Genomic DNA, 12,934 nt, shown 5'->3' with positions numbered 1-12,934 from the left:
TCGGAGCCATCGTCTTGGCACCCAGGCGGAAGGGGGACGAGCGCAGCTCAAACAGTTCCAGGCGAAGTCGCCATCTGGAAGCGTATCAAGACGCTTGCCTCGGCGCAGGTGAGCCTCGTGGGCGTCGCCCTTTTTGCGGCAGGCATCGCAATCTGGCAGTACCTGACGTTTCGAGAGGAAGAGCCGGTTACGGCGGCGTCGATTGCTGCGTCGTGGAACAGCAGCATCGCCAAGCTGGGGATCACCCCTGTGTTTCCGCCGGAGGAAGATCTCCATGTCGGCGATGTCTGGGCGGTGATCGAAGATGCCGATGAAAGCCAAGCGATTTTAGGCAAGGCGGTCAGAATCGCGCATATCAGCCTCCGCGAAGACCTGAAGCGGGAGGCAAATCTCAAGCGGCCGACATTCAGCAGAACGGTCGAGCTTGAGAACGGAAAAAAGATCAGGAAACAAAGCAATTATGAGGTCGATGCCGGCGATGTCAGCGATAAAATCAAGCTGTCTCTGGCATTGTTTCCGGGCATTACGATAAATAAATCCGTCAAGGCTTCTAGCCTTATCGATAGTGTCGGTCTGACATTCGGCCTTTCCAGCGGCCGAAACGACGCCGAAGAAATCAAGATCCCGATATCGGAAACCTATGGCGTTTCCGCAGGTATTGCAGCGGCCCGCCTTGATATCTGGTGTAAGGACCCCCCGACGCAGCTATATTGCCGCGATGAATTTCTTCGACGCGTCATGGCGTTCGCTGTCAACGAACGTGTTCTCGCGACAAAGGATGGCGCTTACACGGCCAAGATTCAGCTCAGGCTGGTCAACCGCGTCTTCATGACCCGCGAGATCGAGCATCGCAAAACCCGTGACTTCGCGCTCGGCGCATCCGCCCGCGCTGCAGTTCCGCCTGCTGAGGCCGAACCTGTCGGAGCCGGAGCTGCATCCTCGAGCGAGGCGCGCATCAAAAGCCTCGAGGATCGCGTGTCGGCGCTGCTGAGCGGCGGGCCAGGGGGAACTTACAGCCGGGCCGACAGCAACGAGTTCGCCCTCAAACAGCTTCTGGAGCGACCGGTGGTGTTCGGCTTCAGGGCCGTCTCGACGTCGATCGTACCGTCAACACCTGGAGAGGGACGAAAATGATGATGCGTTTTCTGTCGATCGCGTTGTTGACGATCTCTGCCGGTCCGATGGCGATGGCGGAGGACAAGCCCGCTGCTCCGCGGCCCTGCGAACCGCACCCGGAATGTGTGCTGTCATCGTCCAGACTTGTTCCTGCTGCTCCGAACAGCGGTATCCGCACGCAACAACAGCCGAGCATCGCAACCGACAAGGGGCTGGTCGTTCAAGGCATATCTCCTCTCGATCGGAGCACATTCCGAGTCCCGTCGCTCGGGAAGGGTGGCATTCCGTAATCGTGAGGTCGAGGCGGACCTGGATACGAGGGCAGTCCGGCCCGTGCTTCGCATGTCGTGATTGCAGACCGGCGACGAGGGGAGCGCGCTGGCGCAGGGCGCTGGAACATGGCTAGAGCTTCGCGACGCTGCTCCGGAAATCCGGAAGCGCCGGGAGAGGCCAGATGAAGATCAGCGCGATTCCCTTCGTCACCACGGACTGGTCGACGATCCCGCCCGAGCACCATGCCGGCGACAGCGGGGAAGCGATCTGGCGCGTCCAGTATTTCGGGCCGGAGGAGAACCGTATCCGCGTGCGCATGGTCGAGTACTCGCCCGGCTATGTCGCCGACCACTGGTGCTCCAAGGGCCACATCATCCTGTGCCTGGAGGGCGAGATGGAGACCACGCTCGCGGACGGGCGCGTGATGCCGCTCAGAGCCGGCATGAGCTATCAGGTCGCCGACGGCGCCGAAGCCCATCGCTCGGCGACCAAGACCGGCGCGAAGCTCTTCATCGTCGACTGAGCGGGTTTTCTGACGGGCAGGCCGTCCCGGGCGACCGGAGGGAGAGCCGGGATGACACGCGCTTTCCGATGTGTGGATCAGGCCCGGACGAACTCGCGGCCGGCATAGCCCTGGGCGTAGAGCAGGGCGGTGAGATCGGCATGGTCGAGCCTGGCGTCGGCCGCCGCGGCAACCGCCGGCTTGGCGCGGAAGGCTGCACCCAGCCCGGCTTCGCCGAGCATGGCAAGATCGTTGGCGCCGTCGCCGACAGCCAGCGTCGCTTCAGGCGTCAAGCCGAACCGCGCGCGCAACTCGATGAGGGCGTCGAGCTTGGCCTGCTTGCCGAGGATGGGATCGGCGACCTCGCCGCGCAGGATGCCGCTATCGGCCAGCAGCAGATTGGAGCGATGCTCGTCAAAGCCGATCGTCGCGCTGATCGGGCCGGTAAACACGGTGAAGCCGCCCGAGACGAGGGCGGCGTAGGCGCCGTTGGCGCGCATGGTGCGGACGAGCTCGCGCCCGCCGGGCGTCAGGGTGATGCGGTCGCGGATGATCTCGTCGACGACCGAGAGCGGCACGCCCTTGAGCAGCGCAACGCGCTCGCGCAGTGCCGGTTCGAAATCGATCTCGCCGCGCATCGCCCGTTCGGTGATCGCGGCGACATGCTCCTTGAGCCCGACGACGGCGGCGAGTTCGTCGATGCATTCCTGGCCGATCATGGTCGAATCCATATCGGCGAGAAACAGCGCCTTGCGGCGTGTCGCTACCGGCTGGACGATGACGTCGATCGCGGCGCCTTCCAATGCCGTCCGGATATCGGCTTCGAGCTTGCGCGCGTCGGCGGCTTCCGCGAAGAGGTCGGCGGCGATCGTGCCGTCGAGCGCGGCGGTGCGGACGGCTCCCGGAATGGTGCGGGTGAGGCGGGCGAGAAGGGCCTCGTCGACCAGCGCCTGGCCGTGGGCGGATACGAGTGTGGCGACAAGCATGCGAGGACCAGTGGGACAGGCGGAAGGACAGGTCAGGGCGGTGCTCATCGCAGGTCCGACCGCCAGCGGCAAGTCCGCGCTGGCGATCGAGATCGCGCGCCGCACCGGCGGCACCGTCGTCAACGCGGATTCCATGCAGGTCTATGCCGATCTGCGCATCCTGACGGCACGGCCGGGCGAGGCGGAGGAGGCGATGGTGCCGCACCGCCTGTACGGACATGTCGACGGCGCCGTGAACTATTCCGCGATGCGCTATGCCGAGGATCTGGCGAAGCTGCTGGAGGATCTGCAGGCGCGGGGCTCGCTGCCGATCCTGGTCGGCGGCACGGGGCTCTATTTCAAGGCCGTGACCGAGGGGTTCTCGGCGATGCCGGCGGTTCCCGAGGGCGTGCGGGCCGCGTTTCGCGCTCACGCCGATGGGCTGGATACGGCCGCGCTCCATGCCGAGCTTGCTGCCTGCGATCCGCTGATGGCGGAGCGGCTAAGGCCGACCGACCGGATGCGGGTCATGCGGGCGCTCGAAATCTTTCGCGCGACCGGGCGCTCGCTCGCAAGCTTTCAGGGCGAGCGCGAGCCCGGTCCGCTTGGCGAGGAGGGGCTGCTGCGGCTGTTCATCCATCCGGAGCGGGAGACGGTCCGGCGACAGATCGACCGGCGCTTCGAGTCGATGATCGCGGCAGGTGCGCTCGACGAGGTCGCGCGGCTGAAGGCGCGCGGGCTCGATCCGCTGCTGCCGATCATGCGCGCCCATGGCGTGCCGGGGCTGATTGCCCATCTCGGTGGCGAGATCACGCTGGAGGAGGCGATCAGGCGCGGGCAGGCCGATACGCGCGCCTATGCCAAGCGGCAGGTGACCTGGTTCCGCCATCAGATGACGGGCTGGCGGGCGGTCGCGCCGGCCGCGGCGCTGGAGATCGCTTGCGAGGAGCTGGCGATCTGATCAGGCGGCCGCCACGATGGTCTCCGGCGGAGCCGCCAGGCCCAACCGGTTGCGGCCTTCGTTCTTGGCCCGGTAGAGCGCCTGGTCCGCCCGCGCCGTCAGGGATGCTAGGGCTTCGCCGGGATGACGCGCGGCGATGCCGAGGCTGGCAGTGACGCAGAGCGCCAGCGTCTCCGAAACGGGCATGGAGCGGGTGAGCAGGGTGTCCTGGATCTGGCGTGCGCTCGAAGCAGCGGAGGCCAGGTCGCAGTCCTGCAGCAGGATGGCGAACTCTTCGCCGCCGAAGCGTCCGACGAGATTGTGCTCGTTGCGAAACTGCCCGAGCAGAAGATCGGCGAAGGCGCGGATCACGGCATCGCCGGCCGGATGACCATAGCTGTCGTTGACCTGCTTGAAATGATCGAGATCGACGATGATGAGCGCGACAGCGGAGCCGTCCGCCTCGCTTGCCGCGATGGCGGCATTGGCCTTCTCGGTGAAGGAGCGGCGGTTGAGCAGCGCCGTGAGCGGGTCGGTCTCGGCCAGGCGCCTGAGCTCGCGCTCGCGCTCCTCGCGCTGGCCGATCTCCTCCGAAAGCGCGCGCCGAGTCGCCCGCTCGCGGCCGATCTCCAGCGCGAGCGTGGCGGCCCGCAATTGCAGCGTCTGGTTGGCGACGGTGAGGTCGGTGATGTCGGTGAGGGTCAGCAGCAGCCCGTCCCCCAGCGGGGCGATGGCGATGCGCAGCCAGAGGGTCTTGCCCTGCTGGGTGAAGGAGGTTTCCAGCACGTCGGCGCGCTGGAGGTTCATCGCATAGACGCAGCGCTGCCAGATCGACGGGTCGGAGAGGAAGGGCAGGCTCTCTCGGCCGTCCGTATCCAGGAGATCGACGTCCGGCCGCCCGCTGAGTTCGGCTGCGCGCCGGTTGGCGGTGACGATGACGGTCTGTTCGATTCCACCGATATTGTCGCGGATGGCCCTCAGCGCCACGATGCCGCTCGGCGAGGTTTCCAGCACGGCGTTCAGCAGATCCTCGCGGAACTGCAGCGGCCGGCTGAAGGCGATGACGAAGCGGCGCCCATCCTGCGCGATCGTCGGGAGGAGCAACCGTTCCCAGAGCGCGACGCGCACCGTGCCGCTTGAGCGATGCACGGTGTAGAGCGGCCGGTTTTCGGCCAGAGCCTGGTCAAGGCTGTCGATGGTGAAGCGGGCAACCTGCGGGCGCATGCCGGAGACGCGCTGTCCCAGACGCGTGGCGCCGGAATAGCGTACGATCTCGCGCCCGAAATGCAGCCACCGGTAATCGCCGTCGCCCGTGGGTTCCAAGATCATGAGATCCTTCCCGAACAGGGGCAGGATCTCTTCGGAGAACGCTTCATAGGCGACCGGGCCATCGCCATGGCCGTGCAATGCGAACCGCTGCAGGATCTCTGCGATCTGCGCCGCATGGCTGCGTGCTGCGATATTCTCGCTGTGGACTTCGTAGTACATGTCCGTCCCGGTTCGAGCTCGCGGATACTACGAGGGACGCATTGAGAAATCGTTCCGTAACGGCACCTGATTTTTGTGTGTGCCGCAGATCGGCCGGTAACCATGTTGTTGGCGCTTGACCGACACGACGCTCTCCGCTAGCGTTTCCGCAACTTCCGCTAAGGACCGTGAGCGCGATGCGCAAGCTTATTATCGTAGAGGTGCGCTGGTAGGGGCCGGTTTCACAACCGGGCGTCCCCGACGCCAGCGCACGCCCAGGCCCCTCCGAGGGCCTTTTTTATTGCCTAAATTCCCAGACAGACCAGAAGATCAGCCTCAGGAGAGCGTAATGAGCGAGATGATGACCGGCGCCGAGATGGTCGTCCGCGCGCTTCAGGACCAGGGTGTCGAGCACCTGTTCGGTTATCCGGGCGGCGCCGTACTCCCGATCTACGATGCGATCTTCCAGCAGGACAAGGTCAAGCACGTGCTCGTCCGCCACGAGCAGGGAGCGGTCCATGCCGCCGAGGGCTATGCGCGCTCCGGCGCCGGCAAGGTCGGCTGCGTGCTCGTCACTTCCGGCCCCGGCGCGACCAACGCTGTCACCGGCCTGACCGACGCGCTGCTCGACTCGATCCCGCTCGTCGTCATCACCGGCCAGGTTCCGACGCATCTGATTGGCTCAGACGCCTTCCAGGAATGCGACACGGTCGGCATCACCCGCTCCTGCACCAAGCACAACTATCTGGTGAAGAGCATCCACGATCTGCCGCGCGTGCTGCACGAGGCGTTCTATGTCGCGGCGAATGGTCGTCCGGGCCCGGTCGTCATCGACATCCCTAAGGACATCCAGTTCGCGACCGGCACCTATAGCCGCCCGCGCGACAACCAGCACAAGACCTACCGCCCGGTGGTCAAGGGCGACCTCGCCAAGATCAAGGCGGCGGTCGAGTTGATGGCAGGCGCCAAGAAACCGGTCTTCTATACCGGCGGCGGCGTCATCAATTCCGGCCCGCACGCCTCGGCGCTGCTGCGCGAGCTCGCTCGGCTGACGGGCTTCCCGGTTACCTCGACGCTGATGGGGCTCGGCGCCTTTCCGGCCGCAGACAAGCAGTGGCTCGGCATGCTCGGCATGCACGGCACTTACGAGGCCAATCTGGCGATGCATGACTGCGACGTCATGATCAATATCGGCGCGCGCTTCGACGACCGCATCACCGGCCGGATCGACGGCTTCTCGCCGCGCTCGAAGAAGATCCATATCGACATCGACCCGTCCTCGATCAACAAGACGGTCAAGGCCGATATCGGCATCGTCGGCGATTGCGCCCATGTGCTCGAGGATATGGTGCGGATCTGGCGCGAGAGCAGCCCGCAGGTCGACAAGACCGCGCTCGCCACCTGGTGGACGCAGATCGAAGGCTGGCGCGGTCGCAAGAGCCTCGCCTACAAGCAATCCGATACGATCATCAAGCCGCAATATGCGCTGGAGCGCCTCCATGCGCTGACCAAGGATCGCGACACCTACATCACGACCGAGGTCGGTCAGCACCAGATGTGGGCGGCGCAGTACCTGCAGTTCCAGGAGCCGAACCGCTGGATGACCTCGGGCGGCCTTGGCACGATGGGCTACGGCCTGCCGGCGGCCATTGGCGTGCAGATGAAGCATCCCAAGGCGCTGGTCATCGACGTCGCCGGCGAGGCCTCGATCCTGATGAACATGCAGGAGATGTCGACGGCGGTGCAGTACCGGCTGCCGGTCAAGGTCTTCATCCTCAACAACGAGTATATGGGCATGGTGCGCCAATGGCAGGAACTGCTGCATGGCGGGCGCTATTCGGAGAGCTATTCGCAGTCGCTGCCGGACTTCGTGAAGCTCGCCGAGGCCTATGGCGGCCACGGCATCCGCTGCGACGACCCGGCCAAGCTCGACGCCGCGATCATGGAGATGATCGAGACGCCCGGCCCGGTGATCTTCGACTGCCATGTCGCCAAGGAAGAGAACTGCTTCCCGATGATCCCGTCGGGCAAGGCGCATAACGAGATGATCCTGCCCGATTTCGAAGGCGATACCGGCCAGATCATCGACGCCAAGGGCAAGCAGCTCGTTTGACGAAGCATCGTCATGCTCGGGCTTGACCCGCGCATCTCAGGCCGACGGGGCGTTCCGCCCTCGAAGAGATTCTCGGGCGAAACTTCGCTCCGCCCGAGAATGACGCTGGCGGCATGGCAAAGGAAACGACATGGCTACGATCGGTCTGATCGGCGGAATGAGCTGGGAGTCGACCGCGGTCTACTACCGGCTGCTCAACGAGGGCGTGCGCGCGCGTGCGGGCGGACTGCACTCGGCCGATGTATTGCTGCATTCGGTCGACTTCGCTGGTATCGCCGAGATGCAGGCTCAGGGTGACTGGGCGGCGGCAGGCGCGGCGCTGGCCGAGAGCGCACGCCGGCTGGAGCGCGGCGGCGCTTCCTGCCTCGTGCTCTGCACCAACACCATGCACAAGGTGGCCGACCGGATCACGAGCGCGACCAAGCTGCCCTTCCTGCATCTGGCCGATGTGACGGCGCGGGCGATCCGCGCCACGCCGTCGCGCCGACCGCTGCTGCTGGCGACGCGCTTCACCATGGAACAGAACTTCTATCGCGACCGGCTGAAGGCCTTCGGCGTCGAGGCGCTGGTGCCGCAGCCGCAGGAGCGCGACGAGATTCACCGCGTCATCTATGACGAGCTGTGCCGCGGCCGCGTCGAGCCGGCGTCGCGCGAGTGCTATCGCGCGGTCGTCGAACGCGCGGTGCGGGAGGAGGGCGCCGATGGCGTGATCCTCGGCTGCACGGAGATCACGCTTTTGGTCTCTCAGGCGGATTTCACGGTTCCCGTCTTCGACACCACCGCGCTCCATGTCGCGGCGGCGCTCGATTTCGCCGGCGAAGTGGAGAGCGTGGCCGCATGAAGCTGCTCATCGGCAACAAGTGCTACTCGTCCTGGTCGCTGCGGGCCTGGCTGCTGCTACGCGCCAAGGGGATCGCCTTCACCGAGCAGCTCGTGCCGCTCGACGAGCCCGGTTTCAAGGAGACCGTCTTCGCCGCGGCGCCCGGCAGCGGCGGTACCCTGCCGATGGTGGTCGATGGCGATATCGCCGTCTGGGAGACGCTGGCAATCTGCGAGTATCTCCATGACACGCATCCGCAGGCCGGGATTTGGCCGCGCGACATCGCGGCCCGCGCCCATGCGCGTGCCGTCTCCAGTGAGATGCATGCGGGCTTCATGGCGCTACGCAGTACCTGCCCGATGAATCTGGGCAAGCGCTTTGCGGGCCGCGACCGCGGTCCGGGCGTCGCCCGCGACGTCGAGAGGGTCACCGGGTTGTGGCGGCAGGCGCGCGAGCGCTTCGGTGCTGCTGGCGATGGGCCGTTCCTGTACGGCGCCTTCTCGGCGGCGGATGCGATGTTCGCGCCGGTCGTCACCCGCCTCGATACCTATGGCATCGCCGTCGACCCCGTTTCGCAGGATTACATGCGGGCGATCCTCGCGCTTCCCGCCTATCGCGAGTGGCTTGCCGCCGCGCTGGCCGAGCCCTGGATCGTAACGCAGGACGAGGTGGACGAGCCCGCCCTCGTCGACCTCCGTCTCTCCTGAGCTTTCCCTTTCGCCAATCGTCTGCTCCAACCCGCCTACAGGTCCGTCATGTCGAAGCCCGCCACCCATTATCCGAATGCCCCGAAGGCCCAGCCGAGCGCGCGCCATACCCTGGCGGTGATCGTTGACAACGAACCGGGCGTTCTTGCCCGCATCGCCGGGCTATTCTCGGGGCGCGGGTACAATATCGAGAGCCTCACCGTCTCCGAGACCGAGCATGAGAAACACCTTTCGCGCATCACGGTCGTGACCTCCGGCACYGCCAGCGTCATCGACCAGATCAAGGCGCATCTCGACCGGCTCGTCCCGGTCCACCGCGTCGTCGACCTGACCGAGCAGGGCGAGGCGCTGGAGCGCGAGCTCGCCCTGGTCAAGGTCGTCGGCAAGGGCGAGCACCGCGTCGAGGCGATGCGGCTGGCCTCCGCCTTCGGTGCACGCACGCTCGATGCTTCGCTCACCTCCTTCGTCTTCGAACTCACCGGCTCGACCGAAGAGATCGAGCGCTTCATCAAGCTGATGACCGTGGTGGGACTCACCGAGGTCTCGCGCACCGGCATCGCCGCGATGAGCCGCGGCCCCGAGGCTATGTGAGCATGGCGCTTACGCCAGAGGTTCTCAGCCTGATCGCGCTCGGGCTCGGCCTCGTCGGCTTTGCCTGCCTCGCCATGCCGGTGCTGATGCGCCTGTCCGGCCGGGCGCCGGCCGAACCGATGGGGAGCGGCAGGAGCTTGCGCTCCCCGCTCTGGTGGGCGGGGTTCATTCTGACGATCGCCGCGATCTTCGTGCAGCGGATGGCGAGCCAGCAGGGCGGCTGAGGCTCCTATCCTCACTCTTCGCGGAAACGCGAGGTCATCCCGGATCGCCGCTTCGCGCCGTCCGGGATGACCGTGCTTCGTTTGCAGATCGAGGCTCTAATCAGCCGGCGAAGCCGCCTTCCATCAGGAAGCGCTTTTCCTCCGCCGTCGTGTCGCGCTCCAGCACCTCGTTGCGATGGGGGAAGCGGCCGAAGTCGCGGATGATGTTGCGGTGGACCTCGGCGTATTTCACGCCTTCGGGGTCCTCGGCCGCGGCGCAGAGCGCAATGCAGCGCTCCTGATCGGCCAGCTCTTCGGAATGCATGAAGGGCATGTAGAAGAAGCGCCTCTCCGGCGCCTCGTAGGCGTCGTCGAAGCCGCGTGCGATCGCGCGTTCCGCAACGGCGAGGGCCTGCGCATCGGTCGCGAAGGCGCGCGGGCTGCCGCGGAACATGTTGCGCGGGAACTGATCGAGCAGGATCAGCAGCGCGTAGACGCCTTCCGGGGTTTCCTCCCAAGCGTCGAGCTTGCCGGCTGCCGCGGCCTCATGAATGGGCAGGAAGCGCCGGGTGATCTCCGCATCGAAGGCTTCGTCCTTGGCAAACCATTTCTCGGGGCCGGCCTCGCGCCAGAAGGCGAGAATCTCGGGGGCGCTCGGCAGGGTCATGGGCGGTTCCGTTCTTCAGGCGACAGGGCCTCAGAGATAATTCCTCTCCGGCTTGCCGCCAGCCCCGAAAAACGCTTGCCCGCATGCGGCGGCTGCGCTAGACGACTGAACCGTAACGTACGGTACTGGATTTCTCCGAACCCATGACGCAGGCTCAGGCAGAGGCACAAGGCGAGGCGCTGACGGTGCGCCAGCAGGCCGTGCTTGATGCCGTGCTCAGCCTGATGGTGGAGAAGGGCAGCGGATTGACCATGACCGCCGTGGCGCGGCGCGCCAGCTGCTCCAAGGAAACGCTGTACAAGTGGTTCGGCGACCGCGAGGGCTTGCTGACGGCGACGGTGCAGTGGCAAGCCTCAAAGGTGAGGGCAGGCAATTACGACCGGCAGAATCTCGACGCCGGCACCCTGCGCGAGAGCCTGAAGGGCTTCGCTGCGAACTGGCTGGACGTGATTTCAAGCCCGACTTCGATCGCGCTCAACCGCGTCGCCGTCAGCCAGGCGGCGTCCCGCGACGGGAATCTCGGCTCGATCGTGCTGGCCAATGGCCGCTTCGCCATCGGCGAGCGCCTCAAGCCGGTGCTCGATGCCGGCCGCGAAGCGGGTCTCATCGCCTTCGACGATACAGAGACGGCCTTCCGCACCTTCTTCGGTCTCGCGGGCCGCGACGTCCAGATCCGGCTGCTGCTCGGCGATACGCTGACCTTGAGCAGGGCCGAAATCGCGCGCGACGCGGAGCGCGCAACCGAGCAGTTTCTCACCCTCTACGGCACGGCGCAGAACGATCCGGGCCGGAAGACGAACAACGCGTGACAAAGGAGACACCCATGCGCGTCTATTACGATCGTGATGCCGACATCAACCTGATCAAGGGCAAGAAGGTCTGCATCGTCGGCTACGGCTCGCAGGGCCATGCCCATGCGCTGAACCTGCGCGATTCCGGCGTCAAGGACGTCATCATCGCTCTGAAGGCCGGTTCGGCCACGCGCAAGAAGGCTGAGGATGCCGGCTTCAAGGTGATGACGCCGTCCGAGGCGGCCAAGGTGTCGGACATCATGATGATGCTGACCCCCGACGAGCTGCAGGGCGACATCTATCGCGACGAGCTGCACGCCAACATGAAGGAGGGCGCCGCCCTTCTGTTCGCGCACGGTCTCAACGTCCACTTCAACCTGATCGAGCCGCGCAAGGACCTCGACGTGCTGATGGTCGCCCCAAAGGGCCCCGGCCACACCGTCCGCTCCGAGTATCAGCGCGGCGGCGGCGTGCCGACCCTGATCGCGATCCATCAGGACGCCACCGGCAACGCCCATGACCTCGGCCTCTCCTACGCCTCGGCCAATGGCGGCGGCCGCGCCGGCATCATCGAGACCACCTTCAAGGAAGAGTGCGAGACCGACCTGTTCGGCGAGCAGGTCGTGCTCTGCGGCGGCCTGGTCGAGCTGATCAAGGCCGGCTACGAGACGCTGACCGAGGCCGGCTACGCCCCCGAGATGGCCTATTTCGAGTGCCTCCACGAGGTGAAGCTGATCGTGGACCTGATCTACGAAGGCGGCATCGCCAACATGAATTACTCGATCTCGAACACCGCCGAGTACGGCGAGTACGTCACCGGCCCGCGTATCATCACGGCCGAGACCAAGGCGGAGATGAAGCGCGTGCTGACCGACATCCAGTCGGGCAAGTTCACGCGCGACTGGATGCTGGAGAACAAGGTCAACCAGACCTCGTTCAAGGCGACCCGCGCCCGCTACGCCGCCCACCCGATCGAGGAAGTCGGCGCCAAGCTCCGCGACATGATGCCGTGGATCAAGGCCAAGGCTCTCGTCGACAAGTCGAAGAACTGAGCCCTTTCGATCTCCGTCAAGCTCGGGTCGCCGCTCCGCGGCGCCCGGGAATGACGTGAGAGGCACAGGCTTGAGAGTTTGATTCAAGTGGTTGCGGGTTTGATTCCGCTTGTTCTCGTAACTGCTTGATACCGAACGTCTTCGGATCTTTGCGGGCGGCGGCCGGAAGGCTGCCGCCCGCTGCGTTTAGGCGGACGCAGGAACACCGCGGGCCGACAGGAGTTTCACTTCCGGTGCAGGGCCGAAAGGCCAGGGAAACATCATGGGAGACGGTCATGACGGTCGACGTTCGACCCAGAGTGCCCGAACAGGATTTGGAGAGGCTGCGCGGGGGTAACCCGCTGCCACCGTTGCGGGCCGCCGATCACAGCGATGCCCACCCGGCGGTGGAGACGCCCGTCGAGGCGAGGCAGGGTTTCCTGGGGCGGCCGGTCCTGACTGTGCTGGTCGCGGGGCTCGCCTTGGCCGTGATTGCGTGGATCGCGGTCGATCTGCTCGTCTACTGAATTTCTTGCGTGAGACGGATCGTGTTTGCCTGCTGCCTGGGGAGGCTGCGATGGAACTTTTGCGGATCTTCGAAGCGCCGGCCGTGATCCGGACGGTGCTGGCGCTGTCTCTGGCGATGATGCTGGCGATCGTTCTCGGCCTGCTGTAAGCGCCGGCAGAGCCGCGATCGATGCCGAAATCGGCGAAGGCCTCCGGCGCAGGGCGCCGGAGGCCTTTTCGT

At 65.6% G+C, this 12,934-nt stretch carries 14 protein-coding genes; 11 read left to right on the top strand and 3 right to left on the bottom strand.

What is annotated here, in order from left to right; all coding sequences use genetic code 11:
- Positions 1-117 precede the first annotated feature (117 nt).
- Complete coding sequence (locus AB4Z10_RS06760) at positions 118-1,134, top strand: hypothetical protein (RefSeq protein ID WP_441469621.1); 1,017 nt, start codon at positions 118-120, stop codon at positions 1,132-1,134.
- 436 nt (positions 1,135-1,570) lie between these two features.
- Complete coding sequence (locus AB4Z10_RS06755; protein WP_441469620.1) at positions 1,571-1,912, top strand: DHCW motif cupin fold protein; 342 nt, start codon at positions 1,571-1,573, stop codon at positions 1,910-1,912.
- Between the two features lie 77 nt (positions 1,913-1,989).
- Here AB4Z10_RS06755 and serB read toward each other — a convergent pair whose 3' ends face one another.
- Positions 1,990-2,877, bottom strand: coding sequence for a phosphoserine phosphatase SerB (gene serB, locus AB4Z10_RS06750; RefSeq protein WP_441469619.1), 888 nt, complete (start codon positions 2,875-2,877; stop codon positions 1,990-1,992).
- Between serB and miaA the strand changes: the two genes are divergently transcribed.
- Positions 2,876-3,817, top strand: a complete 942-nt coding sequence (miaA, locus tag AB4Z10_RS06745; protein ID WP_441469618.1) for a tRNA (adenosine(37)-N6)-dimethylallyltransferase MiaA — start codon at positions 2,876-2,878, stop codon at positions 3,815-3,817. The two genes, serB and miaA, sit on opposite strands and share 2 nt — an antisense overlap.
- On the opposite strand, the gene AB4Z10_RS06740 is transcribed toward miaA, so the two are convergent.
- On the bottom strand, positions 3,818-5,284 hold the full coding sequence (locus AB4Z10_RS06740) for a GGDEF domain-containing protein (protein WP_441469617.1): 1,467 nt from the start codon (positions 5,282-5,284) through the stop codon (positions 3,818-3,820).
- Between the two features lie 328 nt (positions 5,285-5,612).
- Between AB4Z10_RS06740 and AB4Z10_RS06735 the strand changes: the two genes are divergently transcribed.
- From AB4Z10_RS06735 to AB4Z10_RS06715, 5 genes are all read left to right on the top strand, one after another.
- Positions 5,613-7,376: an acetolactate synthase 3 large subunit gene (locus AB4Z10_RS06735; protein ID WP_441469616.1), complete on the top strand. Its 1,764-nt coding sequence runs from the start codon at positions 5,613-5,615 to the stop codon at positions 7,374-7,376.
- 130 nt (positions 7,377-7,506) lie between these two features.
- On the top strand, positions 7,507-8,217 hold the full coding sequence (locus AB4Z10_RS06730) for an aspartate/glutamate racemase family protein (RefSeq protein WP_441469615.1): 711 nt from the start codon (positions 7,507-7,509) through the stop codon (positions 8,215-8,217).
- A complete protein-coding gene (locus tag AB4Z10_RS06725) occupies positions 8,214-8,903 on the top strand; it encodes a glutathione S-transferase family protein (RefSeq protein WP_441469614.1) in 690 nt (229 codons plus the stop codon). The genes AB4Z10_RS06730 and AB4Z10_RS06725 overlap by 4 nt, the downstream gene beginning before the upstream one ends.
- A 48-nt stretch (positions 8,904-8,951) precedes the next feature.
- Positions 8,952-9,494, top strand: a complete 543-nt coding sequence (ilvN, locus tag AB4Z10_RS06720; RefSeq protein WP_441469613.1) for an acetolactate synthase small subunit — start codon at positions 8,952-8,954, stop codon at positions 9,492-9,494.
- A 2-nt stretch (positions 9,495-9,496) separates the two neighbouring features.
- On the top strand, positions 9,497-9,718 hold the full coding sequence (locus AB4Z10_RS06715) for a hypothetical protein (RefSeq protein WP_441469612.1): 222 nt from the start codon (positions 9,497-9,499) through the stop codon (positions 9,716-9,718).
- Between the two features lie 100 nt (positions 9,719-9,818).
- Here the strand turns inward: AB4Z10_RS06715 and AB4Z10_RS06710 are convergent, their stop codons facing one another.
- On the bottom strand, positions 9,819-10,364 hold the full coding sequence (locus tag AB4Z10_RS06710; RefSeq protein WP_441469611.1) for a DUF924 family protein: 546 nt from the start codon (positions 10,362-10,364) through the stop codon (positions 9,819-9,821).
- A 143-nt stretch (positions 10,365-10,507) separates the two neighbouring features.
- Here AB4Z10_RS06710 and AB4Z10_RS06705 point away from each other — a divergent pair, with 143 nt between their 5' ends.
- The 3 genes from AB4Z10_RS06705 to AB4Z10_RS06695 all read left to right on the top strand — a co-directional run bounded on the left by AB4Z10_RS06705 (position 10,508) and on the right by AB4Z10_RS06695 (position 12,713).
- The gene (locus AB4Z10_RS06705) at positions 10,508-11,173 is read left to right on the top strand and encodes a TetR/AcrR family transcriptional regulator C-terminal domain-containing protein (protein WP_441469610.1); all 666 of its coding nucleotides are present in this window, start codon (positions 10,508-10,510) and stop codon (positions 11,171-11,173) included.
- A 14-nt stretch (positions 11,174-11,187) separates the two neighbouring features.
- On the top strand, positions 11,188-12,207 hold the full coding sequence (ilvC, locus tag AB4Z10_RS06700; RefSeq protein WP_441469609.1) for a ketol-acid reductoisomerase: 1,020 nt from the start codon (positions 11,188-11,190) through the stop codon (positions 12,205-12,207).
- A gap of 275 nt (positions 12,208-12,482) precedes the next feature.
- Positions 12,483-12,713, top strand: coding sequence for a hypothetical protein (locus tag AB4Z10_RS06695; protein WP_441469608.1), 231 nt, complete (start codon positions 12,483-12,485; stop codon positions 12,711-12,713).
- The last annotated feature ends 221 nt before the right edge of the window (positions 12,714-12,934 follow it).

The organism is Allobosea sp. RAF48, assembly GCF_052114025.1.
GTDB lineage: Bacteria > Pseudomonadota > Alphaproteobacteria > Rhizobiales > Beijerinckiaceae > Allobosea.
The sequence above is the reverse complement of the archived record's forward strand: the minus strand, read 5'-3'. Positions and strand labels throughout refer to the sequence as shown.

Coding starts and splice junctions, on each gene's coding strand:
- ilvC (WP_441469609.1), top strand. CDS start 11,188: ATGCGCGTCTATTACGATCGTGATGCCGACATCAACCTGATCAAGGGC.
- AB4Z10_RS06715 (WP_441469612.1), top strand. CDS start 9,497: ATGGCGCTTACGCCAGAGGTTCTCAGCCTGATCGCGCTCGGGCTCGGC.
- AB4Z10_RS06695 (WP_441469608.1), top strand. CDS start 12,483: ATGACGGTCGACGTTCGACCCAGAGTGCCCGAACAGGATTTGGAGAGG.
- AB4Z10_RS06710 (WP_441469611.1), bottom strand. CDS start 10,364: ATGACCCTGCCGAGCGCCCCCGAGATTCTCGCCTTCTGGCGCGAGGCC.
- AB4Z10_RS06735 (WP_441469616.1), top strand. CDS start 5,613: ATGAGCGAGATGATGACCGGCGCCGAGATGGTCGTCCGCGCGCTTCAG.
- AB4Z10_RS06705 (WP_441469610.1), top strand. CDS start 10,508: ATGACGCAGGCTCAGGCAGAGGCACAAGGCGAGGCGCTGACGGTGCGC.
- AB4Z10_RS06740 (WP_441469617.1), bottom strand. CDS start 5,284: ATGTACTACGAAGTCCACAGCGAGAATATCGCAGCACGCAGCCATGCG.
- miaA (WP_441469618.1), top strand. CDS start 2,876: ATGCGAGGACCAGTGGGACAGGCGGAAGGACAGGTCAGGGCGGTGCTC.
- AB4Z10_RS06725 (WP_441469614.1), top strand. CDS start 8,214: ATGAAGCTGCTCATCGGCAACAAGTGCTACTCGTCCTGGTCGCTGCGG.
- serB (WP_441469619.1), bottom strand. CDS start 2,877: ATGCTTGTCGCCACACTCGTATCCGCCCACGGCCAGGCGCTGGTCGAC.
- AB4Z10_RS06755 (WP_441469620.1), top strand. CDS start 1,571: ATGAAGATCAGCGCGATTCCCTTCGTCACCACGGACTGGTCGACGATC.
- AB4Z10_RS06730 (WP_441469615.1), top strand. CDS start 7,507: ATGGCTACGATCGGTCTGATCGGCGGAATGAGCTGGGAGTCGACCGCG.